20 protein-coding genes and 1 pseudogene are annotated in these 24,420 nt (G+C 62.8%); 11 read left to right on the top strand and 10 right to left on the bottom strand.

Annotation, left to right across the window (positions count from 1 at the left end):
* Window positions 1-101: 101 nt before the first annotated feature.
* Entirely contained in the window at window positions 102-644 is a 543-nt protein-coding gene (locus tag FKV68_RS12305) for an AAA family ATPase (protein WP_180938114.1), read from the top strand.
* Window positions 645-684: 40 nt separating this feature from the next.
* Here the strand turns inward: FKV68_RS12305 and arsK are convergent, their stop codons facing one another.
* Entirely contained in the window at window positions 685-1,887 is a 1,203-nt protein-coding gene (arsK, locus tag FKV68_RS12310) for an arsenite efflux MFS transporter ArsK (RefSeq protein WP_180941480.1), read from the bottom strand.
* Between the two features lies 1 nt (window position 1,888).
* Window positions 1,889-2,257, bottom strand: a complete 369-nt coding sequence (locus tag FKV68_RS12315) for an ArsR/SmtB family transcription factor (RefSeq protein WP_180938115.1) — start codon at window positions 2,255-2,257, stop codon at window positions 1,889-1,891.
* A 42-nt stretch (window positions 2,258-2,299) separates the two neighbouring features.
* Between FKV68_RS12315 and FKV68_RS12320 the strand changes: the two genes are divergently transcribed.
* From FKV68_RS12320 to FKV68_RS12335, 4 genes are all read left to right on the top strand, one after another.
* Window positions 2,300-2,824, top strand: a complete 525-nt coding sequence (locus FKV68_RS12320) for a DUF6428 family protein (RefSeq protein WP_180938116.1) — start codon at window positions 2,300-2,302, stop codon at window positions 2,822-2,824.
* Between the two features lie 52 nt (window positions 2,825-2,876).
* The gene (locus tag FKV68_RS12325) at window positions 2,877-3,842 is read left to right on the top strand and encodes a C45 family autoproteolytic acyltransferase/hydrolase (protein WP_180938117.1); all 966 of its coding nucleotides are present in this window, start codon (window positions 2,877-2,879) and stop codon (window positions 3,840-3,842) included.
* Between the two features lie 408 nt (window positions 3,843-4,250).
* Entirely contained in the window at window positions 4,251-5,246 is a 996-nt protein-coding gene (locus FKV68_RS12330; RefSeq protein WP_180938118.1) for an ABC transporter substrate-binding protein, read from the top strand.
* Between the two features lie 291 nt (window positions 5,247-5,537).
* Window positions 5,538-7,298, top strand: coding sequence for a HAMP domain-containing protein (locus tag FKV68_RS12335; RefSeq protein WP_180938119.1), 1,761 nt, complete (start codon window positions 5,538-5,540; stop codon window positions 7,296-7,298).
* Between the two features lie 321 nt (window positions 7,299-7,619).
* On the opposite strand, the pseudogene FKV68_RS12340 reads toward FKV68_RS12335, so the two are convergent.
* The 3 genes and pseudogenes from FKV68_RS12340 to FKV68_RS12350 form a co-directional block, all read right to left on the bottom strand.
* Window positions 7,620-8,374, bottom strand: a pseudogene (locus FKV68_RS12340) (IS5 family transposase).
* Between the two features lie 240 nt (window positions 8,375-8,614).
* Window positions 8,615-9,811 carry an Ig-like domain-containing protein gene (locus tag FKV68_RS12345; protein WP_180938121.1) on the bottom strand — a complete coding sequence of 399 codons (1,197 nt, stop codon included), beginning with the start codon at window positions 9,809-9,811 and terminating at the stop codon, window positions 8,615-8,617.
* Between the two features lie 738 nt (window positions 9,812-10,549).
* Window positions 10,550-10,765 (bottom strand): hypothetical protein, encoded by a 216-nt coding sequence (locus FKV68_RS12350; protein ID WP_180938122.1) that lies wholly within the window; start codon window positions 10,763-10,765, stop codon window positions 10,550-10,552.
* A gap of 288 nt (window positions 10,766-11,053) precedes the next feature.
* Between FKV68_RS12350 and FKV68_RS12355 the strand changes: the two genes are divergently transcribed.
* A complete protein-coding gene (locus FKV68_RS12355) occupies window positions 11,054-12,160 on the top strand; it encodes a flavodoxin family protein (RefSeq protein ID WP_180938123.1) in 1,107 nt (368 codons plus the stop codon).
* A gap of 190 nt (window positions 12,161-12,350) precedes the next feature.
* On the opposite strand, the gene FKV68_RS12360 is transcribed toward FKV68_RS12355, so the two are convergent.
* Window positions 12,351-13,340 carry a L,D-transpeptidase family protein gene (locus tag FKV68_RS12360; protein WP_180938124.1) on the bottom strand — a complete coding sequence of 330 codons (990 nt, stop codon included), beginning with the start codon at window positions 13,338-13,340 and terminating at the stop codon, window positions 12,351-12,353.
* Between the two features lie 404 nt (window positions 13,341-13,744).
* Between FKV68_RS12360 and FKV68_RS12365 the strand changes: the two genes are divergently transcribed.
* The gene (locus FKV68_RS12365) at window positions 13,745-14,890 is read left to right on the top strand and encodes an adenylate/guanylate cyclase domain-containing protein (protein WP_180938125.1); all 1,146 of its coding nucleotides are present in this window, start codon (window positions 13,745-13,747) and stop codon (window positions 14,888-14,890) included.
* A 235-nt stretch (window positions 14,891-15,125) separates the two neighbouring features.
* On the opposite strand, the gene FKV68_RS12370 is transcribed toward FKV68_RS12365, so the two are convergent.
* Both FKV68_RS12370 and FKV68_RS12375 read right to left on the bottom strand, forming a co-directional pair.
* Complete coding sequence (locus FKV68_RS12370) at window positions 15,126-16,874, bottom strand: adenylate/guanylate cyclase domain-containing protein (RefSeq protein ID WP_180938126.1); 1,749 nt, start codon at window positions 16,872-16,874, stop codon at window positions 15,126-15,128.
* 512 nt (window positions 16,875-17,386) lie between these two features.
* Entirely contained in the window at window positions 17,387-18,301 is a 915-nt protein-coding gene (locus FKV68_RS12375; RefSeq protein ID WP_180938127.1) for a LysR substrate-binding domain-containing protein, read from the bottom strand.
* 125 nt (window positions 18,302-18,426) lie between these two features.
* Between FKV68_RS12375 and FKV68_RS12380 the strand changes: the two genes are divergently transcribed.
* On the top strand, window positions 18,427-19,266 hold the full coding sequence (locus FKV68_RS12380) for an alpha/beta fold hydrolase (RefSeq protein WP_180938128.1): 840 nt from the start codon (window positions 18,427-18,429) through the stop codon (window positions 19,264-19,266).
* A gap of 302 nt (window positions 19,267-19,568) precedes the next feature.
* Here FKV68_RS12380 and FKV68_RS12385 read toward each other — a convergent pair whose 3' ends face one another.
* Window positions 19,569-20,453: an NmrA/HSCARG family protein gene (locus FKV68_RS12385; RefSeq protein ID WP_180938129.1), complete on the bottom strand. Its 885-nt coding sequence runs from the start codon at window positions 20,451-20,453 to the stop codon at window positions 19,569-19,571.
* Between the two features lie 98 nt (window positions 20,454-20,551).
* Between FKV68_RS12385 and FKV68_RS12390 the strand changes: the two genes are divergently transcribed.
* On the top strand, window positions 20,552-21,478 hold the full coding sequence (locus tag FKV68_RS12390) for a LysR family transcriptional regulator (RefSeq protein ID WP_180938130.1): 927 nt from the start codon (window positions 20,552-20,554) through the stop codon (window positions 21,476-21,478).
* Between the two features lie 94 nt (window positions 21,479-21,572).
* On the opposite strand, the gene FKV68_RS12395 is transcribed toward FKV68_RS12390, so the two are convergent.
* Window positions 21,573-22,103, bottom strand: coding sequence for a dihydrofolate reductase family protein (locus tag FKV68_RS12395; RefSeq protein ID WP_180938131.1), 531 nt, complete (start codon window positions 22,101-22,103; stop codon window positions 21,573-21,575).
* A 336-nt stretch (window positions 22,104-22,439) separates the two neighbouring features.
* On the opposite strand from FKV68_RS12395, the gene FKV68_RS12400 reads away from it, so the two are divergent.
* Together FKV68_RS12400 and FKV68_RS12405 are read left to right on the top strand one after the other, a co-directional pair.
* Complete coding sequence (locus tag FKV68_RS12400; RefSeq protein ID WP_180938132.1) at window positions 22,440-22,637, top strand: hypothetical protein; 198 nt, start codon at window positions 22,440-22,442, stop codon at window positions 22,635-22,637.
* Between the two features lie 218 nt (window positions 22,638-22,855).
* Window positions 22,856-24,319: a metal-dependent hydrolase family protein gene (locus tag FKV68_RS12405; protein WP_209647383.1), complete on the top strand. Its 1,464-nt coding sequence runs from the start codon at window positions 22,856-22,858 to the stop codon at window positions 24,317-24,319.
* Window positions 24,320-24,420: the final 101 nt, after the last annotated feature.

Raw genomic sequence — 24,420 nt, forward strand, 5'->3', positions numbered from 1 at the left:
CGCTTGGACCAGGCAGTCGCCAAGGCAGACACGGCGTGGTAGATCGGCTCGATACAACCAAAATTTGCATTTGATGTGGCGTTCATTCAAAGGACCAGTCCATGATCATTGTCCTCAACGGCTACCCCGGGGTGGGGAAGCTCACGATCGGTCAGGAACTCATATCGAAGATCTCGGGCCGCCTGCTGGACATCCACAGTGTCTACAATATCGCTTTCGCATTGACGGAATTCAAATCGCCCGAGTTCATCGAAACCGTCGAGAAGATCGAAGCGATCGCGCATGACCTGATCCTTAAACTTCCGGCCGAAACTCCGGTCGTACTGACGACGGTTCTTGCCGGACGCAGCGATTGGGGCGACGCAGAATGGCAACGGATCGTGCGCCTTGGCCGCGAGCGGGCACCGCTCTTCGTTGTGCACCTGCACTGCGATCTTGAAGAGAATATCCGCCGGATCGAGGCAGGCGAGCGGGCCGCAATGCGCAAACCGCGCGATGCCGAGATGGCGAGGAGAAACCACGCACAGGGCAAAACCCTCGCCGGTATCGACGAGACGAACCTGCTAAAGCTCGATGTGACGCGCCTCTCCCCGTCAGATGCGGCGGCCAGAATTGCAGGGTGGGTCCAGAGAGCGGAGGTTTGAAGCTCGATCCGGAAGTGTCCTGTCTGCGCTCGATCGAGCTTCATGGCGTTGAGGTGGCCGTGCGCTTGGCGGCCGACGCCACCGCGACAAAGGCCGCCATGCCCACTGCACCAAGGCACGCATTGGCCATCAAGGCGACGTTGCTTCCGAAACGCTCCATCAGCACGGAGAAAACGAACGGTGCCATCGCGCCCGCAGCCAGCCGCGCGGCGGCCATGCGGCCCGTTATCGCTCCGTAGCCCCCTGATCCGAACATCCAGAGCGGCAGAGAGCCCTGCGCGATGCTGTTGATACCTGACCCAAGGCCACGGAAGATCGCGAAAGCCACCGCCCCGGGCAGCCAGGTCCCGGACAGGCCGAGGATAAGGACGCCGGCGACGATGAGCGCGGCGGACAGCGTCGCGAGTGCAGGTGGCGGCAGGTTTTTGCCGAATGCCATGTTGACCAGCCTGCTGAGGACTTGCGAGGGCCCGAACAACGAGCCGATCACGACCGCTGCCGTCCCGAAGCCGATCGCCCCCAGCATCGGAACCATGTGGGTCAGCATCGCCGAAAGCGTGAACCCCTGCAGGGCAAAAGCCAGCGACACAAGGAGCATGCCGCGTCGCCTGACCTCGACCGGAAGCGCGCCGACAACCACGTGCCCGTCCCTGCCGGTGAATTTGGCCGCTTCGGACCTCCTGCTCCGCATGATCCAATAATGAAGCGGAAGGCAGACGGTGAGATTCAACGCCGCGTAAGCGATGTAGATTTCCCGCCAGGAGAAATGCTCGTGAAGGCTCGCGGCGATCGGCCAGAAGATTGTCGAGGCGAAACCCCCGATCAAGGTGAGACAGGTGATACTGCGTGAAGCCGCCATTGGGCGGCTTTCCACGAGCGCCGCGAAAGCCGCCTGGTACTGCACCATGCCGGATGCAACTTCCAAGAGGACGATGGAGAGCGCGAACACCGCGATCGAGGGCGACCAGGCGCACAGCACGAGGGCGAGCGCCGAGACGGCCGAGCCGATAGTCATGACCATCGCCGCGCCCAACCGATCCATCCATCCCCCGACGAATGGAGCCGAAAGCCCGCCCGCAAATAGCGAGGCGGAAAAGACGCCGAACACCTGCTCGACGGTCAGCCCGAGGTCGCGCGCCATTCCTGGCGCGAGGATGCTGAAGCTGTAGTAGAGCGTGCCGTAGCCGATGATCTGGGTTAATCCGAGCGCAGCGACTGTGGCGACGGGAATGCCGGGCTTCATATCAGACATTCTCGCCTTCGGTCGACGCGGAAGACGGCGCGCAGCAGCCGTCGTCGGCGCCGGTCAATGGCGCCCGTACACTGGGGTGCCCGGCGCAGCAGTCCTCCATGAGGAACTTCACAAGACCGGACAGCGTATCGTAGCTGGCGCTGTAGACGATCGAGCGGGCCTCCCGCCTCTGCGCGATCAATCCAGCCCGCTCCAGCTCCTTCAGGTGGAAGGAGACGTTCGAGGGCGAGACGCCCATCGTCTCCGCGATCGCGCCGGCGGCCATGCCCGCGGGCCCCGCCACGACGAGCGTTCTGACGATCCCCAACCGGGTCTCCTGAGACAGTGCCGCGAATGACATCAGGGCTTGACGTTCTTCCATATTTCAAGAATCCTACAAATGTTGAAACGAGGAATAACCGAAATGACGCTGATCGACAATAGCCCGCATACACAGAGCGACATCACACTTGGATCGCTGCTCGAGCGGCTGAAGGAAACAGCCGCCAAGCGGCTCGTCTTCGAATATGACGGAAAGATCGTCCGTCCCGGATATCACGTCACGGAGGTAAAGGCAGGCCGGTTCTCCGCCCTCGACTGCGGCGCGAACCCCGAGGCATGGACGGAAATCTTCGTCCAACTGTGGGACGTCGACGGCGGCGAACGCACGCACATGCCAGCGGGAAAGTTCTCGGCAATCATCAGGAAGGTCTCCGAACACGTTGCCCTCGACGGATCGGCCAGACTGACGTTCGAGGTCAGTGATGGCGTGAGGCCGATGCAGCTTTACTGCGCAGACGAGCCCGTCGAGCGGGACGACGTTCTTTTCGTTCGTCTCTCGCCCCGACCCGCGAGCTGCAAGCCCCGCGACCGATGGCTCGCCGAGCAGGCCATGCCCTCGCAATCGAGTTGCTGCGGCCCCTCGAACACCTCGAAGTGCTGCGCATAGCCGCGCCGCGCTCCACGTTGCCATCAGCGGAATTCCCTCCCTATACTCCGCCATGGAGAAGACCTTCGTCTCAGCGCGGGAGGACCGGCCCGGAGAGGACTGGCTTTCCCGGTTCATGGCCGGCCGGGCGGGCGCAGAAAGCTGGTATTTCGGCAAGGCGGTGACTTCGAGACCCATCGCCCCCACCGCCACGGAGTGTCGCGCCGCGCTTGCGCAGCACATGCCCGAACTCATCCCGCACTATGAGCATGTCTGCGCCCTCGTCGGAGACGATGAGCTCGCCCACCGGGTGCTCAGCCACTACCGTCCCGCGCCCGAGGGCTATGGTTGCAGCCAGGCAATCTGGCTCGGGGACGAAGGCCCGGCGCTCGTCCGCAACTTCGACTATCCGCCCGACATCGTCTCGGATCGCTTCGAGCTCACCGCCTGGTCGGGTCTCAAGGTGATCGCGAAGGCGCAGCGGCCCTGGGGAGGCTGCGTCGACGGCATGAACGAGGAAGGGCTGGTCGCGAGCGTCACGCTCGGCGGCGGCCGCGTGCAGGGCCGCGGCTTCTCGATCATTCTCATGATCCGCTACGTGCTCGAGACCTGCCATCGCGTCAGCCAGGCGGTGGACGCCCTTTGCCGCATCCCCGTGGCGCTTGCGCAGAACGTCACCCTGCTCGACCGATCGGGGACCTACGCCACCCTCCTCCTCGGCCCCGGCCAGCGGCCGGTCATCACCCGGCTCAAGGCCTGCGCCAACCATCAGCGCAGCGAACGGGCGACGCCAAATTCGCTGGCGCGGCAACAGGCGCTCCTGCAGGCACTTGCGGACCCTTCAATGTCGCTCGAGGGCCTGACCGACCGCTTCCTTCAGCCGCCGGTCCATGCGCGAAATCCGCGCTTCCCCACCCTCTACACCGCCGTCTACCGGCCGGAGGAAGGCCGGGTGGATTATGTCTGGCCCGGCAAACGCTGGTCCCAGGGGTTCATGGATTTTCAGCCTGGCGAATACACGCACCACTATGGATGCTAAAGGGCCTTGAAGGCTCAGCCCTTCACGGCGCCGGCGCGCCATGGCTCTCTGTCAACGCCTTACTCCACGCTCATTCCCATATTCCACCGCCATCCTCGGGCTTGAGGAAAGCCGGCGGCCGAATGCGCCGCCAGCTCTCTTGGTCCGCCATCACCACACGCGCTGCGCAATAGGATCACGCCATTCATATCAATTGGTGCTAAAACAGGCTATTCTACATCGCCAAGTTTCATTGAATCGAAGAACCCCTTGTGCGCCAGAGAGGACGCACAAGCGCCCTGCAGCGCCGCGTGTCTCATGTAAGTGGCGTGCATTGCCTGAAGTATTTTGTCGGTTACTCCCGTTGAGTCCTCTGACCCGTAGGGCGCCAAGGCGCCGGTCTCGCATCCTCATCCGCGAGGTGCTCAGATGAAGCCGAAGCAACTGCATTCTCTCGCCATTGCCGCCCTTTTCGCGGTCGGCTTTCCAGCGTTCGCGGCCGCGCAGCAGTCCCCGCCGCGCATCGGGCTTCTCGCCTATTGGCCCTGCGAGATGCAGCGCTACATGGACGGGTCCGGCGAGTTCGGAGCGTTCCTGCACGGACTTCGCGAGCTCGGATACAAAGCCGGTCAGTCGGTCACCGTCGACTGCCGGAGTGCCGGCAAGCAATACGATGGCCTGACGGTGGCGGCGTTGGAGCTGACCGGCATACCGGTCGACGTGATCGTCACCATGTCCCAGCCGGCGGGACATGCCGCCCGAAAGGCGACGGAGACGATCCCGATCGTCACGATCGTCAGCGGCGATCCAGTCGGCGCGGGTCTGGCGCAGAGCCTCGCCAGGCCCGGCGGCAATCTCACCGGCGTCAGCTACTATGCCACCGAACTCTCCGCCAAGCGGCTGGAGTTGTTGCTGGAGGCCGTACCGGGGCTGAAGAAGATCGGCATGTTGGCCAATCCCAAGCTTTCTTATCTGCCTTTCGAAGAGGATGCGCGAAAAGAAATCCGGCGGCTCGGCCTTACCGCGCTCGTCGAGCAGGTCAGTGCGCCGCACGAACTCGATGCTGCGTTCTCACGCATGAAGGCGGAGGGCGCTGAGGCGGTTTTCATCCTGCCCGATCTCATGTTGGCCGATCAGTCACCGCACCTCGCTGCGCTCGCGATCAAGCATCGCCTGCCGATGATCGGTTGGGGGGACTGGTTCACCGAGGCCGGCTGCCTGATGGCCTATTCGGCCGACTATAGCGGGATGGGCAGTCGACTTGCCTTCTATGTCGACCGCATCCTCCACGGAGCGAAGCCGGGCAACCTTCCCATCGAACAACCGACAACATTCACGCTGTCCGTCAACCTGAAGACCGCCAAAACCCTCGGCATCGATCTGCCGCAGACGTTGCTGCTCATGGCGGGAGAAGTTGTCGAATGACGATGGTCCCGACCTGATCCAGCCTGCAGCGCCGGGGAGCAATTCCAGGACATGTGCCTAACGGCTTTCCGTTCAGAATTGGGTCGAATCAAGAAGTTGGTTCATTTCACTGTTTCAATGAACACAGTGCAAAACAGTGGCGTAATGGGCTTGGCGGATGCTTTTTCCGCCCTCATTCCTGTGACAAGCACAGGCATGAGGATGGAGGAGAGGCCTACAGTAGCCGTGCATCGAGACGGTGAAATGATCTCAAACGCTGTGGCACTTTGAATTGGTGCAAGGCCGCGCCCCATGCGCTTTTCGCTGTTCTGGAAGTATTTTGTGGCCCTGTTCGCCGCCGTCACCGTTCCGCTGGTCGCGAGCGGCATCAGTGACGCCTGGTTCAGCTATCGCGATCAGCGGGCCATGCTCAGCACCCTGCTGCGCGTCGAGGCTGCCGCCGCGGCCGGCAAGATCCAGGGCTTTCTCGACGGCGTCGAGGCCCAGCTCCGCTGGACCGTCCAGCGCGGCTGGGACGTGGGCGAGGAAAGCCAGCATCGGTCCGATGTGCTGCGGGCGATGCGCCAGGCGCCCGCCATCATCAGCCTCAGCCTTGTCGATGCAGCCGGCACGGAGCGGCTGCACGTCTCCCGCATCGAGCTGAACAGGACGGCCGGGACGGACCGCTCGGGCGATCCCGCCGTGGTGGGTGCCCGGTCGGACGGCATCTGGTATGGCCCGGTCACTTACCGCCAGGGCTCCGAACCCTTCATGACCATGGCGATCGCCGGCCAGCGCCAGGCCTTCGGCGCGGCCGTCGCCGACATCAACCTGAAGCTCATCTGGACCGTCATTGCCGAAATTCGCGTCGGCGAAAAAGGCCGGGCCTTCGTTCTCGATGGCGCCGGCCGGCTGATCGCCCATCCCGATATCAGTAAGGTGCTGCAGGGCGGCGACGAGAATGACGCCGCCGCAAAGCTCAGGCGGATGCAGGACGAAATCACGGCCGCGGGAGGCCGGGCGATTGCGGCCCGGAACGCCGACGACGATGCGGTCGTGACCGCCATGGCAGAGATCCCCCGGCCCGGCTGGACCGTGTTTGTCGAGCAGCCGCAGGCGGAAGCCCTCGCGCCCCTCCTCGCGTCCCTCTGGCGCTCCGCCGGCCTGCTCTTCGCCGCCACCATCATTGCCGCCGCACTCGCCTACTGGCTGGCGAGAAGGCTCACCGAGCCGATCCGCCGCCTGGAGGAAGGCACGGAGAAAATCGGCGCCGGCGAATTCGACCACCGCATAGAGATCGCCACCGGCGACGAACTCGAGCGGCTGGCGGTCGGTTTCAACCAGATGGCGGAAGAGCTCGCGGTCTCCAAGGAGCGATCCGAGCGGATCGCGCGGCTGAAGCGCTTCCTCGCGCCGCAGGTCGCGGAAATCGTGGAGAAGGCCGGCGACGAAAGCGTCCTTGCCGGACAACGCGCCGAAGTGGTCGTGATCTTTTGCGACCTGCGCGGCTTCACCGCCTTTTCGGCGCACACCGAGCCCGAGGAGATCATGGAGGTGCTGCAGGCCTACTACGAGGCGCTCGGCGCGATCATCACGCGCTATGCGGCGACGCTTACCAATGTCTCGGCTGACGGCCTGATGGTCCTCGTCAACGCGCCGATCGCCTGCGTGGATCCGGCATTTCGCGCCGTCGAGATGGCGCGCGAGATGCAGGACGCCGTCCAGCGGCTGATCTCGGACTGGAGAAAGCGCGGCCATACGATCGGCTTCGGCATCGGTATCGCCATGGGCTCGGCGACGGTCGGCAAGGTCGGTTATGAGGGCCGGCTCGACTACACGGCAATCGGCCATGTCGTGAACCTCGCGTCGCGTCTGTGCTCGTCCGCCGCCGACCGACAGATCCTCATCGACAGTTCGCTTGCCCATTCCGTCGGCGGCCGGATCCCGATGACGGCGCTCGGCTCGATCCAGTTGAAGGGGTTCGACGAAGAGGTTCCTGTCTATGACCTTGGAATGGCAGGCGCGAGCGCCGACGCGGCGGACGGCGCAAGCAAAACCGAAGCCAAAAGGTAGATGCGCTACAGCGATGCCACAGTATAAGACTGTAGCGTGCGGGCTTGGCGCATGCCATTTTTCGCCCTCCATCCCGTCAGTTGAGCCGGCAGCCGCCCCCACCCACCTCATTCCTGTGCGCGTCACAGGAATCCAGCAGCGCCGCGTCCGCGGCGCGGGGGACCCTTCCTGATCGATGGTGTGATTGGTCGCCGGTCACCCGCAGGATGCCCGTTCGCATCTCGTCCGTCTCGAATACTGCCAGTCATTCACGGCGCCGACGCGCCGTGGCTGGATTCCTGTGACGAGCACAGGAATGACGGGGAGTTCTAGGCTCCAGACTCAATTGGTCCACCAGATGATGATAGCGGCGATGTGGACGGCAGCCTGGAAGTTTGTGGCGAGCTTGTCGTAGCGGGTGGCGATCCGCCGCCAATCCTTGAGACGGCAGAACATCCGCTCGATGACGTTGCGCTGGCGATAGGCCGTTGCATCGAAGGGATGGCGGCGCTTTCTGGTCGGGTTGTTGGGAATGACCGGAATGGTGCCGCGTGCGGTCAGATACTGGCGCAGGGCATCGCTGTCGTAAGCGGTGTCGGCGGCGAGGAAATAGGCGGGTGGCAGGTGCTGGAGTAACGGCACGGCGGCGCGCACATCGCCCATCTGCCCCGGCGAGATCTGCAGGCCGAGCGGCCGGCCGCGCCCGTCTACGACGGCGTGGATTTTCGTCGTCCGGCCGCCGCGGGAGCGACCAATCGCCTGCGTCTGCGCCCCCCTTTTCCACCAGCGGCGGAGCGATGGACCTTCGCGGTGGTACTGTCGATCATCTGCATATCGCATGGACTGGCCGCGACCAGGGCCGAAAACAGCTTCTGCCACAGGCCGCGGCCGGCCCAGCGATGAAAGCGGTTGTAAATCGTGGTTGGCGGGCCATAGACGGCCGGGCAATCCTGCCAACGGCAGCCGACACGCAACACATGGACAATGCCGCTGATGACGCGGCGGTCATCGACCCGGCGCGCACCGGGCCGGTTCTTCGGCAGCAGCGGTTCGATCACGGACCATTGCTGATCACTTAGCCAGAATTCGCTTCCCATGCCTCACCTCCGCTATTTCGGAATAGAATCATGGAAATCAAACGCCATCAATAGGCTGATTGAGTTTTAACCCTAGAGCAATTCCAGGAAAAGTGTGTAACGGTTTTCCGTCCGGAATTGCGTAACTTCAAAGAGTTAGATCATTTCACCGTTTCAATGAAACTGTGAAATGATCTAAAGGAAACCCGCAACAGCTGGCGCATGGCCCGCTCGATTGCCGGGCCATGTGGCTGCCGGGCCTCAGGCCCAGTAGTTGTATTCGAGTTGAACGGCGACGGTGGAACCGTTCGCGACCTGCTGGCTGAACGTACCGTTGAATGCAATCGTACCGTCTGCGAAATCGGTGTCGCTGAGGACCACTGTCTTGGAATAAGGGTTCAGCGTTTCCGTGGTGCTGCTGTTCGAGTCGCTGCCGACGATGCTGAACGAGCCACTGTCGACCGTGCCCCCGAGGCTTTCTCTTATGCTGTTCAGGTCGGCGAGACCGCTCACGGTGACGATGCCGTCGAAACCGTCCACATCGACCGTGAAAGAGCCCGAAAACGACCGTTCCGTGATATCGCCGCCGATCTTCTGGAAATTGAAGGACTCGGTTCCAGTGTAGACGTCCGCGGAGCCGGCGATTTCGATCGTCAGCGCGTTGGTGGTCGTGCCGCCGTGGCCATCCTCGATCGTGTAATTGACGACGACGGTGAGCGTCTCGCCGAGCCTCAGATCGATTGCCCCTCCGGGCTGCAGATCGGGATGCGACGTGTCGACGGTCACGATGTTGTCCACGACGGTGATGTAACCGGGAGGCGTTGTGGACCCGGTGCCGCCGTCAACGGAAAAGCTCAGGCTGCCGCCGACGACGGAGAGCGTGTCGCCGTCCGGATCCGAAGCCGTTGCGAGGAGGTCGATCGGAGACGCAGCAACGTCCTCGGTCAGTTCCTTCAGGATCGGTTCGGCACTCGGAGGCTGGTTGTCCACGGACCAACCGGCGTCGTAGTCGGCCGGCTCGCGCGTATCCGTGTAGAACTCGCGGGTATGGTAGATCGTTTCGGCTTTCTTGCCGCCCCCCTGCACCGTCGACCAGGTTTCCGTGTCGATACCGGTGAGGATGGCGGTCAGGTCGATTTCAACGCCGTTGACCAGCATCGTCGGCGCCGGATTCGTGATGCTGGCGCCGTCGACAGGGCCAAGCTTGCTCTGCGCGGCTCCGAAGAGGTTCGAAAGCGTGAAGTCCCCGGCGATGACCGCGGCCTTTACCGCCAGGGCGTCATCGACCGAAAGACCGCCCTGATTGGCCAGGAAGCCGATGTAGTCGGCGACGGCTGCATCCTCCAGCGCTCCCGTGAGCGCCTCGGTGTAGCTCGACGAGAGCTGCCCCTGCGCGGATTGGCTGAGGCCGGAATTATACGTTCCGTCCGTCATGAAGCTTGTCGTGAAGAAACTCATGCTGCTTGCCCCCTAACCCCGATGCTGGTGCATCGATCGATGGATCCTGTTGACTCAAAAAATTCAGTTACCTTTCCCGTCCTCTTGAGCGCCCCCGCGTTCGGAAGATTTGGGAAATTCGTCGCGACCAGATCATTTCATTGTTTCACTGAAACAGTGAAATGACCTAACTCGTTGAAACTACGCAATTCCGGACGGAAAACCGTTACACACTTTTCCTGGAATTGCTCTAACTCGCGTTCTCGAAGAGGGTGGAAACCGGCCAATGACGGCCGGTTTCCCCTCGCTGAAGCCGGAGCCCCTCATCGGGCGAATACTCTGCACACGCCCTCGCCCTCTCCGGCCAGCGCGTTCAAAATGGCTGGCCAGGCAACATGTTGAAAATTTGTCTTGATTCCCCTCAGCCGCACTCACGCTCGCGCGTCAGCTGCCGCAGTAGAATCCCCTATCCCCTTGTACCTCTTACCATATTCCATAGTTTAAGAAACGAATATTTCTGAGTAGTACTTTAATTCGAAAGGAGTAGATTTAAGCCGTCTCGCATTTCAACCATTGGACGGTGAGACAATCTATATCGAAGTGCTTTCCGCTTGTCGTTAGCGCTGCGTCCGGGAAATTATCGCCGCGTACATTCTCGCTGCGACGACGGGAAAATTACTAGGGGCGGGTTGGCGACCCGATGCGATTGGCTGGGCCTGAGACATGCGGCACGCTCGCGGCCCACATCGCTGCCTGGCGCTACCAATTGCCGGGATCTGCCGTATGGTCGAGACTGGCAAACTCGTCCGCCTCTTCCCGGTCCAGCGTCAGCTCGGTTGCGGTCCCTGTCTCGTCCGCGACCGAATAATCGAGCGGCGCCGGCGCTTTGGTCAGTTCCTGATACATCAGCAGGGCGGCCTCCTCGGCAGTGTCGGCTTCGAAGTGTTGCCTGATGGTGACTGTGAACTTGTGCATGGCCCTGACCTCGCCTGTGCTGGTTTCGACGCCTCGCCTCGATGTGTCCGAGCCCGAAGCGGATGCGCCCCGATCCAAGCGGTACTCTACTGCATGTTTCCCTGAATCGTAGCCGAACAAAAGCATGCGGCAATTCAAAGCGGCCAAGCGCCGCTTGCGCCTGCCAAGAAGCGCGGCGCTGCACCGCCCCTGCCGCCCAAGCTCTGCGGACAACCCGAAGGGGCCGACGGAACAATCGGCATAGTGCTCGATTACAGCTAACAAGTCTTCCAACGACGCAGGTGTGCGATGTCCAAAAGCCCCATAAAGCCGCCGCCGGCAGCCATCGAGCCGCGCAAGGGAACGCCAAGTCCGAGGCTCGCGGAGACCGAATTTCGCCGCCGCTTCCTGAGCCGGTTTCAGGATCCGGCCTTCGATGGTCTTCAATCGGAACTGGACAAGATCGCTTCGGCGGCATGGGACGCCTATGAGCATCAGCGAAAGTCACCGCGCACCCGCAAGGCCGGTGCTGCGTTCAAGGATGCGGACTACGATCTATCCGTCGACTGGCTTGCGGCGCGCGATGCTGTTCATGCCGCGCAAGAGCGTCACATGGACGCCAACGGTCCCGCGCGCATCCTTCTGATCAGCGGCTCGTCACGCAGCGAACACACCTGCCCCGGCGAAATGTCGAAATCCTACCGGCTGATGCGGATCGCACAGGAAACGATGGACCAGACGGCCGGGGTGAAGACGACTGTGCTCGAACTGCACCGGCTCGCTTCGGAATATGGGCGAACGATCCATCCGTGCAAGGCGTGCTTCTCCACCTCGCCGGCACTCTGTCATTGGCCGTGCTCCTGCTACCCGAACTATTCGCTCGGACAGGTCGACGACTGGATGAACGAGATCTATCCGATGTGGGTCGAGGCGCACGGCATCATGATCGTCACACCGGTCAACTGGTATCAGGTGTCCTCGCCGGTAAAGCTGATGATGGACCGGTTGGTCTGCGCCGACGGCGGCAACCCCGATCCGACCTTGACCAAGGGCAAGGATGCGAAGCTCGCCAAGGCGATCGAGCTGGAGGGCTGGGACTATCCCCGCCATCTGGCCGGGCGACTATTCTCCGTCATCGTGCATGGCGACGTGGAGGGTGCAGAGAACGTTCGGCGCAGCCTGTCGGATTGGCTTTGCTACATGCGCCTCGAACCGGCCGGCCCTTTGGCGGAGCTGGATCGCTACATCGGCTACTGGAAACCTTACGCATCAAGCCACGAGGAGCTGGATGCCGACGAGGCGGTACAGGAAGAGGTCCGCAACGCGGCACGGACATTGGTCGAAGCGGTTGCGGCCAAGCGGACCGGAAAACGGGTTTCAGCGGGAGGAGAGCTCTCGCAACCACGACAGAAGTAAGCGGAGCAGGGTCGCGTCTATTTGATCGGAGCCTCGGTGCAGGCGACATCACGCTCCACCCACGACGCGTCGGGCCGTGAATGTCTCGAAAGCTTGTCGTCAAGCGGACAGGAGCTCTTGCGCCAAGGACTTGGGCTGAAAAGGCCCTTCCGCGCCGCAAGGTTGGGCCGCGGCTGGATCCGCCATGCCGTCAATCCGTGAACTCCACGATTACCCCCGGCTTGACCATCCCCGCCAGTTCCTCGGCATCCCAGTTTGTAAGGCGCACGCATCCGTGTGACCCCGCCTTGTCGATGAGCGACGGTTCCGGCGTGCCGTGGATCCCGTAGGTTGGCTCGGTCAGGTCGATCCAGACGCTTCCGACCGGGTTGTTGGGGCCGCTGGGCAGCGTCAGGCGCTTGGTGTTGTTGCCCTGCTTGAAGTTGATTTTGGGGTTGTAGACGTAGACGGGCGTTCGACCCACCCCTTTCACCTTGTGCGTGCCGGAAGGCGAAGGCGTCTCTTCGCTGCCGATCGTGGCCGGATAAACGGCAATCAGCGAGCCGTCTTCCGCGAAGGCCGCGACCTGGCCCGCGCGCCTGCGCGCCTCGATCCGCTTGACCCTGCCCTTGCCCTCCTGCGCGGCGCCGGGCATTGCAACCGACACCGTGTCCCCAACGGCAAACGCCGAGCCCGGATTGAGCGCCTTCAAGAGGTCGATATCCATGTGAAACCGCTCGGACAGCTTCTCCGCGACGCTCGTATAGCCAAGGTGCTTCATCTCGGCCTGCTTGGCGTAGTCGTCGGGGATGCGCTCGACGAGATCCTTTGCATCCTCTTCGCTGACTCGATAGGGCTCGATGACGGGTTTGTCGTCGGGAAGTCTGCCGATGACTTCCGGGTCCGGCTTTCCATCGACGGGAAGATGCTGCATGGCCTCGAACCCGGCGATCGCCTTGGTGACGTTCTCGCCATAGTAACCGTCGATCACGCCGGGAGACGAACCTGCGCGGTCGAGAAGCACCTGGAGATGGACGATGGCGGGGTCCGGCCGGGGCGAGTCCTCGGCCGGCCGTTCCGGCGGGATGGAGGCGAGCGAAGCCTTGTTGATGGCTTCCGGCTGAAGCTCCTGAGCACCGGCGGTGCCGCAGAGACCCAATGTCAGCGATGCTGCGAAAAGAGCCATGTTCTTCATGAACATCACAATTCCGCAGCAGCCGAACTTGTTCCACTGGCGGGTTCTGGGGAGCGCGGCGCAGCGTCTCCAAACCGACCGCGGTTGCACCTCCCTCTGCCCTGCCGATCTCCCCCCTTGTGGGGGAGATGCCCGGCAGGGCAGAGGGGGGTATCGACACCGGCGTCCCCGATTTGCAGAAAATGTTTCCCCCTGGCCATGAAAGGCTGTCGACTCGCGCAATCCGAAGTGGCGCGCCTGCTGTCCGAAACACGCGCCCTCCGCCCCGCCTGCCGCCTGCTGGATGTTTCCTTAAATCGGAATCGATTTAAGGATAAAACAGGCAGCAGCTGAAACTGCTCCAGCGCCCTTTGCGCGTCTCGACAAACGCGCGACGCTGGGGGCGGACCCGAAGCAAGGACGAAGCCATCATGCCCGAGACCCGCCGCAAGCTGACGACGATCTTCTGCGCCGATGTGCAGGACTATTCGCGCCTGATGGGGGCGGACGAGGAAGGCACGCTCGCGACGCTGAAGCGCTATCGCGATGCCATGGCACGGCTGATCGAGACGCATCACGGCCGCATCGTCAACACCTGGGGCGACGGGCTGATCGCCGAATTCCCGAGCGTGGTCGAGGCGGTGCGCGCCGCGATCGACGTCCAGAACGAACTTGCGGGGCTGAATGCCGAGCGGTCGCGCGAGACCCAGATGCTCCTTCGCATCGGCATCAATCTCGGCGACGTCATCGCCGAGGGCGACGACCTCTATGGCGACGGCGTCAACATCGCCGCCCGCCTGCAGGCCACGGCGCCGGCCGGCGGCATCGTCATCTCCAACACCGTCTACGACCAGGTGCGCAACAAGGTCGCCGTCAGCTTCGATTTCCTGGGCCAGTTGGAGGTGAAGAACATCGAGGGCGGCGTGGCGAGCTACGCGGTCAGGATCGGCGCCGGGGATGGCAGCAGGCAAGACGCCTACGGGAACGGCGCGGCGGCGCCCGGACGCACCCGGGACGTGCACCCCTCTCCCGGGCCAGCACCAACGCAACAGCCCGCCGAGGCAGGCGGTGCACCCCGGCACGCAGCGTCGGCCGCATCGTCCGCCATCTGGGGCCGGCAATCCGCTTCCAACGCAGCGCCCGGGTCGGCCACCGGGGCGAGCGTCGCTCCCGGGGACACGGCCGCAGCGGAACGTTCCGGCACCCGGGGCCGCGAACGCGCTCCGGATGGCAATCGGCCACAAGCGCCTTCCGGGACGACCTCCGCGTCAACGTCCGGCAACCGCAAGCTCGCCGTCATCGCCGTGATCGCCGCCACTCTCGTCGCGATAAACCTCCTCACCTGGGACGGTGTGCTGTGGGCCGTCTGGCCGCTGCTCGGGCTCTCGATCCTCTACGCCCTCCTCTGGCTCCGGCGGAGAAAGGACATCAACCGCACCCTCGGCCTGCTTGCCATCGCCGCCCTCACCGTCGTCGCCGTCAACCTCCTCACTTTCGATGGAGTCTTCTGGGCCGTCTGGCCGCTCCTCGGCCTCGCCATCGCCGCCGCGCTCCGCTGGGTGCTGCGCCGGGAGTGAGCCGATCACCTCACCCTCCCTCATCGCTGTGCCCGTCACAGGGACCAGCCACGGCGCGTCGGCGCCGTGAAGGACAGCGCAGATGCTGCGATCTAGAATCAAAGTGCTGGAGCTTCCTTTGTGCGTTCATTTGAACGCACGGCGCTCCAGGGTCAGGACCCATAATTAAGCGAAGGCGATAGATTAGGCTTTCGGCCCCAAAAGGGGACCGAGACTGAATCTCAAATGGCACCGGTTAGAGAGGCAGCGGTATCTTCTTGAGAGCGTTCGCCAGCGATTGCACTGACGCGGGTCGAAAAGGCCCCATTCGAGTGAAGGCGCTGATTGTGAAAGACGGTGCGAGCTCGATCAGGCGCTTTGCCGCCACTCGTGCCGCGTCGAAATTGCCCAACTCGACATATGCCGCCGCGAGGTAGGCGTAGGTGACGCTGAAGTTCGGGTTCGCGCCAACGGCGAGCGCTGCATAGGTGGCGGCCTCCTCGAACCGGCCACTGAACCAGTGGGCCAACGTCAGCGCACAGTACGGGTGATAGTTCAAGGGATCGAACGGACTGAGCCTCAACGCAAGCAGTGCATGCTCGATGGCTCTTTCATTTCGCTGGCAATGGGCATTCACCAAGGCACTAAAGCCGTATGCGAGCGCCGAATTGTGATTGAGCTCCAGCGACCGATCCAGAACAAGAATGGCCGCTTCGTAGTCATGCGTGAGATTGGCCTGGACAAAGGCGGCGATGCTCAGGACCTGCGGGTCATCGACGCCAAAGTTGAACGCAGCATTGCAGTGTTCCAGCGCGAGGGATTTATCTCGTTCATCGAGGCCACCGCGAAAGTAACTTTGCTCACGGCACCACGCCGCATAGGCATGTGCAAGTGCATAGTTCGGGTCGCGCTTCAGCGCCTCCTCCAACAGTTGCAGCGCTTTTTGGGCTTCAGCAGGTGAATTCGCATGGGTGTGGGGAAGTGCTTTCAAATACAGATCGTAGGCGTCTAGTGTATCTGGCCGTTTTCGGAGCGCTCGTTCAATTTCAGCGCGGCGCATTGACGGCTCCAACGCACCGACGATGCTCGTTACGAAACGGTCTTGAAGGTCAAACAAGTCCTCGGCGAAGCCCTCGAGCCTGTCCGCCCATACATGAGTCGCACCCGCCCCCTCCACAAGCTGTCCCGTGATGCGGATTCGGTTGGCAGATTGTCGGACGCTGCCTTCAAGCACGTAGCGTACGCCCAGATCTCGTGCGACTTGCTTCACATCGACCGACCTGCCTTTGTAGGAAAAGCTCGAGTTACGCGCGATCACGAAGAGGCTGTGAATCTTGGCCAGTTCAGTAATGAGATCGTCGACCAGGCCGTCGGCGAAATAGTCTTGCCGCGGATCGCCGCTCATGTTTTCAAACGGCAACACCGCAATTGACGGTCGTTTCGGCAGAGCAAAGGGCGTGTCGATCAGGTTGGCTGCTTTCGGCGTCTGCTTCCCTAAGTGAAGCTGATAAACGCGGATCGGTCGGGTGATGTTCTTGAGGTGCTGGTCTCCGGTGTCTTCGAACGCGATGTCCAGCCGTTCTCGGACAAGATCGCGCACCGCGGCCGACACGGCGATGCCGCCTGGTCTTGCCACTCCCTCCAGCCTTGACGCAACGTTCACGCCGTCGCCGAAAATGTCACCGTTCTCCAGGATGACGTCTCCCAGATTGATGCCGATCCGAAATTCAATGCGGCGATCTGGTGGGATTGGGTCATTACGAACAATCATCGCGCGTTGTATGTCGACAGCACATGCGACCGCGTCCAATACACTTTGGAACTCGGCGAGAATGCCGTCGCCGATGAATTTGACCACCCGGCCGCTGTGCTCTGCAATCTTTGGATTGAGGAGCTCGCTTTGGTGAGTCATCAACGAAGTGAGCGTACCGGGTTCATCGGCCTCCATGAGCCGACTGAAGCCAACGACGTCAGCGGCGAGGATCGCGGCCAGCCTGCGGTCCATGGACGCTCTCCTCCGGGATTGCATCAGGCAGCATGCCATAGAATTTATTTTAGGGCATTCAAAATTAAGGGTATTCAAAATCCGCTCTTTGCGCGCCTACAGGGCCGCGCGTCCAATCACGCGCAAAGGACGCTGCAGCAGCCCTGCAAAAGTGACCGCTTCTGACGCAAAGGGGCGGTTATGAACTCCAGATCCCTTGCGACAGCATCCATTGCGCGTCTGACAGGACGCCCGGCGCCGTAGACCGGGCGGACAGGTCAGGCAGCGGAAGGCCCGGTAATTATTGGATTTTTTCAAGGGTACTTAACGAAAGGGCCCCGGTAGGGGTATCCGGGGCCGCAAGGTTTTCGCCCATTTGGGAGGGGCTGGGGGCGGGCGAAATGCGGGAAGAATATTTCCCGTCTTGTTTGAGTTTGCCACCGCTCCAACGCATCTCAAAGTAGCGAAAATTAGCCATGCGTTGTGAATGAAGGCGTTGCGGTGAGCAGTTGTCGGCCGAGGCGGCTCCGCCCTCACGACAGCGCGACCGCCTCCAGGCGCCCGCGCAGGCGCGGTGCCGCGAAATCGAGGAAGCTGCGCATCTTGACCGGCAGTTCGCCCCGTCCCTGATAAAGAATATGGACCGGCAGCGGTGCCGGCTCGAAGGCCTGCAGCACCACCTGAAGCAGGCCCTCCTTCACCGCCCTGGCCGCCTGGTAGGAGAGAACGCGGGTCACGCCGACGCCGGCGATTGCTGCGTCCAGCGCCGCCTCCGCCGTATTGACGCAAAGGCGCGGGCGGATCTCCACGACCGCCTCGCGCGCCTTTCCACCCTTGCCAAAGGGCCAGGGGTTCGGCGACCCCATCATGTCGAAGGTGACGCAGGGCAGCCGCTCGAGGTCCGCCGGGCTTGCCGGAACGCCATAGCGCTCGAAACAGCCGGGGCTTCCGCAAACCACGCGGCGCACGGAACCGACGCGCCTTGCGACCATCGTGCTGTCGGGCAGCGCGCCGATGCGAACGGCGAGGTCGATATCGTCCTCGAGCAGGTGCACATTGCGGTCGGAAAGCAGCATCCGGACATTGATGTCCGGATAGAGCGCCAGGAACGCGCTGACGACCGGCAGGACATGCAGCCGGCCGAACACGATCGGCGTCGTCACCACGAGTTCGCCCTTCGGCGCGCTCTGCTCGCCCGCCGCCTTCCGCTCCGCATCGCCCACCTCTTCGAGGATGCGCTTGCAGGACTGGAAATAGTCTTTGCCCGCATCGGTCAGTGTCAGCTTGCGCGTGGTGCGCGTCAGCAGCCGGGTTCCGAGATGATCCTCGAGTTCCGCGAGCTTCCGGCTGACGCTCGGCAGCGGCATGTTCAGCCGGCGGCCGGCACCGGTGAGGCTGCCCGCTTCCACCGCCGCAACAAGGATCGACATCGCTTCGAAACGGTCCATGATTATCTCAATTTATGAAACTATGCCTCTTGAGCGTAGGCGATTATCGCACCTGCTGGAAGATCATATCTTGCCCGCATCCCTCAACGGCGCCCGGCAAAGTCCGGCCAGCAAGGAGAAAGACGATGACCGAGATCCACTATCGCAGCACCGACGTCGACGGCCTGAAGATCTTCTATCGCGAGGCAGGCGCGCCGGGTGCGCAGAAGCTGCTGCTGTTGCACGGCTTTCCGACGTCGAGCCATATGTTCCGGGACCTGATTCCGCTGCTTGCCGACCGCTACCACATCATTGCGCCCGACCTGCCGGGCTTCGGCCAGTCGGACGACCCGAAGACAAACAGCTTCGACTCGATCGCCGAGACGATCGAGCGCTTCACCGAAATCGTCGGCTTCGACCGTTTTGCCGTCTACGTCTTCGACTACGGCGCGCCGACCGGCTTCCGCCTCGCCGTCCGCCATCCGGAGCGGATCACCGCAATCATTTCCCAGAACGGCAACGCTTATACCGAGGGCCTGAGTGAGGACTGGAACCCGATCCGCGCCTATTGGCAGGAGGCCTCGGACGCCAATCGCAACGCACTCCGCATGATGCTGAGCCCGGAGACGACCCGCTGGCAATATACGCACGGCGTGCCGGACGCCACGAAGGTCTCGCCGGATGGCTACACGCTCGACGACCATTACCTCGGCCGCCCCGGCGCCGACGACGTGCAGCTCGACCTCTTCGGCGACTACAAGAGCAATGTCGCGCTCTATCCGGTGTTCCAGGAATATTTCCGCACCCACCGGCCGCGCTTCCTGGCGGCCTGGGGCCGCAACGACCCCTTCTTCCTGCCGCCCGGCGCCGAAGCCTTCAAGCGGGACAATCCGGAAGCGCAGGTGATCTTCTTCGACACCGGGCACTTCGCATTGGAGACCCACGCCAGGGAAATCGCCGCCGCCATCCGGGACTTTCTCGGCTGACTGCTTGATTCGGTTGGCACAATCCGGCGCGGCGATAGCGCCGAACTCCCTCGTTCCTGTGCCCGTCACAGGAATCCAGTGCGCCCAAGTCCTTGGGCGCGAAAGACTCCGGCGCACTTGGTAGCAAGCTCGTCTGCGTTTTCCGGAAAAGGCGAGTCATCCACGGCGCCGACGCGCCGTGGCCTGGATCCCTGTGACGAGCACAGGGATGACTGGCGGAAGGGGCGGTCCTCATCGGTCCGTTGCGCCGCCAAACATTCTTCGGTTGGCGCGATCCCGGGTCGGTCGGATGCTGCCCGCGCTCAGCTGGCAGGCGTCCGCTCAAGCGCACTCCAATCATAGGCGCGCGCCCAGTCCGCGAAGCTCAGCCAGTGAACCTCCGGAAACTCCCGGCGCAGTGCCGCGATGTCGGCGTCGTAGCCGACGCGGTCGAACCACTCGAACATCAGCGCCGCATCCTCGCTTTGCTGGCGAGCCTTGGCGATCGGGACCTCCTGATAGTGGATGGGGCGCCCGATCGCCTGCGAGAGGATATCCGCCTGCTCTTCGCCGGTGAGTTCGTCCCCGGCGATATCGAAGCGCGTGCCGAAGACATGCGCGCCGCGCTCGACCAGTGCCGCAACGAAGGCACCGATGTCCGCGAGCGCCACCAGCTGCAGGCGGCGGTGGGCGGGCATCGCAAAGGCGTGAGTGCCCTGGCGCAGCGCATCGATCGACCACGGCGCGACAATGTTCTCCATGAAGGCGACCGGCGCGCTGATCGTGTAGGGGATGCCGAGCTCTGCGACATGCTTCTCGACGCGATACTTGCTTTCGAAGTGCGGGATGCCCGTCTTCTTGTCGGCATCGGCAACGGACGAATAGATCAGGTGCCCGACGCCGGCAGCCTTCGCCGCATCGGCGGCAATGATCCCCTGGCGGATCTCCTCCTCTGTCCCGGCCTCGTAGCTGTTGCCCATCAGGTACATGGCGTCCACGCCGCGTGCGGCCTTCACGATGGAGGCCGGATCGCCGAGATCGCCGCCCACGACCTCCGCACCGGCAGAGGCCAGCTGCCGCGCGGCATCGCTGTCGGGCTTTCGCGTCAACGCCTTGACGCGGTGTCCCCTGGCAAGCAGCGCGTGCGCGACGGCGCCTCCCTGCTGGCCGGTGGCGCCGGTGACGAGAACGTTTCGCTTCGTGGTCATGTGTCTGCTCCTTGGTTTTCAACAGAGCGAAGTTAGGGTCTGCCGCTTTGGTCCATAATTGCCTATAATCGGGAAACTTTGTCCCAAGACAGGATACAATGCTCGATCTCAACGATATCGCGGTCTTCGCTCGCGTCGTCGAAGCCGGCAGTTTCACCGCTGCGGCGCGACAGCTCGGCATGCCCAAGACGACCGTCAGCCGCCGCATTGCCGCGCTCGAGCGCGAGGTCGGGGTCCGCCTGCTCCAGCGCACGACGCGCAGCCTCAACGTGACCGACGCCGGGCGTCTCTACTACGAGCAGAGCAGCCAGGCGCTGAGGACGATAGAGGAAGCAAATCTGCGCCTCGCGGAAGCGAGGGCGGAGCCGTCAGGCACAATTCGCATTTCCGCTCCCGTCGGCTTCGGCGGCCATTTCCTGACCCGCGCCGTGGTCGACTTTCTGGCAATCTATCCGAAAACCAAGGTCGAACTGCGCCTGACCGACGACAATCTCAACCTGGTCGAGAACGGCATCGATCTCGCCTTCCGTACCGGCATCCTTGCGGACTCAACGCTGATCGCGCGCAAGCTGGGGTCCACGCACAGGCTGCTCTGCGCCAGTCCCAACTACGTCGCCCGTTCAGGGGTTCCGGACGGACCGGCAGATCTCGCCCGCCATCAGTGCGTCATCGCGGGCCTCTCGGCCGCCAGCGCCCACTGGGTGCTGGACGGGCCGCACGGCCAGGAAACGGTCACCGTGGCTGGACGCTTCGCCGCCAATGAAATGCAGGCGGTCGTGGCCGCCGCGATCGCTGGCTACGGCATCGCCCAGGTGCCGCAGGGGATCGCGGAGGCGCTTGTCAGCGAGGGGCGATTGCGCCGCGTTCTCCACGATTACACGACGCCAGCCGGCGGCCTCTATGTTCTTTACCCGAGCAGTCGGCACCTTTCGCCGCTGGTCAAGGCATTCATCGAGCTTGCAGCCGAGCAATGGAGCGCCGCCCGAGCCGGCAAGACGGACGAGGCCGCGGCCGCATCAAGCTGACAAATGAGAAAAAGTGCTCGGTTTTCCGCCCGCATCCCGCGTCTCGACCTATCGGGCCGTAGACTCTCCGCAGTCCGCCGGGCTCGTGGCGCGATTATGCGGGAACGTATGTCAACCTGATCGCATCCCCGCCAATTCGATCGCTCGCCACGAGGCGCAGCCGCGGCCGCGGGCCCGCGAAATACGGCTTGCCGCGACCAAGCACGACGGGATGGAGGTACAGGCGATATTCGTCAACAAGACCAAGGTCGGTCAAACTTTGCGCTAGCTCAGGTCCCGCGACTTCAATCTCCCCATCCAGTCGAGCCTTCAGCCCGCGTATCGCCGCCTCGATGTCATCCGCGACAAGCGTGGCGTTCGGGCCGACGGACTTCAGCGAGCGCGACACGACCCATTTCGGTTGGCTCCGCCACGCCGCTGCATAGTCGCGTTCCTCCTCGTCCCACTCGGGATGGTCTTCGTCCCAATACCGCATCACCTCGTACATGCGGCGACCGTACACGCTGCCGGCAAGGCCGCGCACGTCGTCGATGAAATGGCGAAAGAGCGCGGGATCGGGCGCAAACTCCGTGTGGTCGACATACCCATCCAGGGACTGGTTCAAAGCGTACACTAGCTTCGCCATGCTGCAGGACCTCCTCCCCAAGTTCCTCAAAAACGCTTGGGCCGATGCTATGCAGAAATGAAGTTGGCTACAACCTGGCCACCGCTTCGTTGGTGAGACCAATAACAGAGCCACTTTGCACGTCGTTCGAAAAAGGTCGCCTGCACAAGGTATGCGTGTCCACTTTTGCTCGACCGGGGCGCGCTGCCGTTGTATATAGGGCTACAGCGCCGCGCGTCTCGTCAGACGCACAAAGGACGCTGTAACACTTTGAAGTGCTGCATGTTTTTATCCTTAAATCGGCTACGATTTAAGGATACATGCAGCAGGTGGCTCCACGTGACGGGGAGGTTCGTCATGGCCTTAGAGGAAGAGAAGTCCAACCTGTTTTTCGGCAAGGTCGGCGGATTGATTTTCGTCGTAATCGGTTTCCTCCTGGCGGCGTCCGGCTACCGCTACGGGGCGGCAGGATATATGATTGCAGGCGTCGTTTTCATCGCGATCGGGATCATGCTGCTGATGGGCAAGGTCCTCCGTCGCAATCAACACAAGTAGATCTACAGCGCGGCCTTTCATTTTCCTTGGATCGCAGCGATCTAAGGAAAGACCATGCAGCAATTCAAAATGTTACAGCGCCCTATGCGCGTCTGATAAAGACGCGGGCGCTGTTGGCGGCTGCTTCTTCGCCCTCGTCCCTGTGACAAGCAGGAGTGAGGTGGAGGAGAAGCCTTGCCGTACCGCCACCGAAGGAAGCATGCAGGAGGGAGAACGGCATGTTTGACTGCTCGGCAGCAACGACGGCGACACCCGGCCACATTGGATGCCTCTGCCACGGGCCCGAAATCCGATACATCGCCGAGCGCGTCAAACTTCGGTTTTCCCGCCGCGACTTCATGACGGGAATAGCCGCAGCGGCGACCGGCGTCGGCCTCGGAACCACCGCTTCGGCGCAACTGCAGCCGCCTCCCCCGGCAACGGCTCGGCCAATCCTCTTCACCAACATCCGCCTCTTCGATGGCACCTCTCCGACCCTTCGCGAGGGTGCGCGCGTGCTCGTCGAAGGCAACCGGATCAAATCGGTCGAGGATGGCGGGGCGGAGGCACCCGAGGAAGCGATGACGATCGACGGCGCCGGCGGGGTATTGATGCCGGGGCTGATCGACGCCCACACACATTTGACCTTCTCGTCCGTTCCCCTGGCGGTGGCGCTGACCGCCGATCCCAATTATCTGGCGTTGCGCTCGGCCCGGACTGCCGGCGATTACCTGATGCAGGGGTTCACCTCCGCGCGCGATGCCGGTGGACCCGTATTTGCGCTGCAGCGGGCGATCGACGATGGCACGATCGTCGGTCCCCGCATCTGGCCGGCCGGGGCGATGATCTCGCAGACGTCCGGCCACGGAGACTTTCGCACGCGCCACGATCTGCCCCGCCAGGACGGCGACCAGCTGCATTTTTCCGAACGCAGCGGAGCGGCCGCGATCGCCGATGGCGTCGACGAGGTGCTGCGGCGAACGCGCGAGCAACTTTTCCTCGGCGCCAGCCACATCAAGGTGATGGCGGGCGGCGGCGTCACCTCAGACCATGATCCGCTCGACTCCTCCCAATATACCGAAGCCGAGCTCCGCGCCGCGGTCGATGCGGCGGCGGGTTGGAACACTTACGTCACCGTGCACGCCTATACGCCAAAGGCGATCCGGCTGGCGATCGCGGCGGGCGTCAGATGCATCGAGCACGGGCACCTCGCCGACGAGGACACCGCGAGACTGATGGCGGAAAAAGGCATATGGTGGAGCCTTCAGCCGTTTCTGGATGACGAGGACGCCGCGCCATTTCCGGAGGGGTCGCCGCAACGCTTTTCCCAGATGCAGGTCATCAGCGGCACGGACACCGCTTACGAGCTGGCGAAGAAGCACGGGATCAGGACGGCATTCGGGACCGACACGCTGTTTTCGGAAAGGATCGCCGCCCGCCAGGGAGCGCAGCTCGCCAAGCTCACCCGGTGGCATGCGCCGGCGGCGGTGCTGAGGATGGCAACCGCGGACAATGCCGAACTGCTTGCCCTCTCCGGGCCGCGCAGCCCCTATACCGGCAAGCTCGGCGTCATCGAAGCGGACGCGCTGGCCGATTTGCTGGTGGTTGGCGGAGACCCGCTGGCGGACATGTCGCTGATCGCCGACCGGAACAATCTGAAGCTCATCATGAAGGACGGACAGATCTACAAGAATACGCTTTGATCGATCTCCTTCCCCCTCGGCGATGATGCTTCCCGTCTCAGTTTCCAGAGCTGTAATTCAGACGACATACAATGTTTGGTAGTATCGAATAGCGCGTGCTA

This window comes from Sinorhizobium mexicanum, assembly GCF_013488225.1.
In the GTDB taxonomy this organism is placed as follows: Bacteria; Pseudomonadota; Alphaproteobacteria; order Rhizobiales; family Rhizobiaceae; genus Sinorhizobium; species Sinorhizobium mexicanum.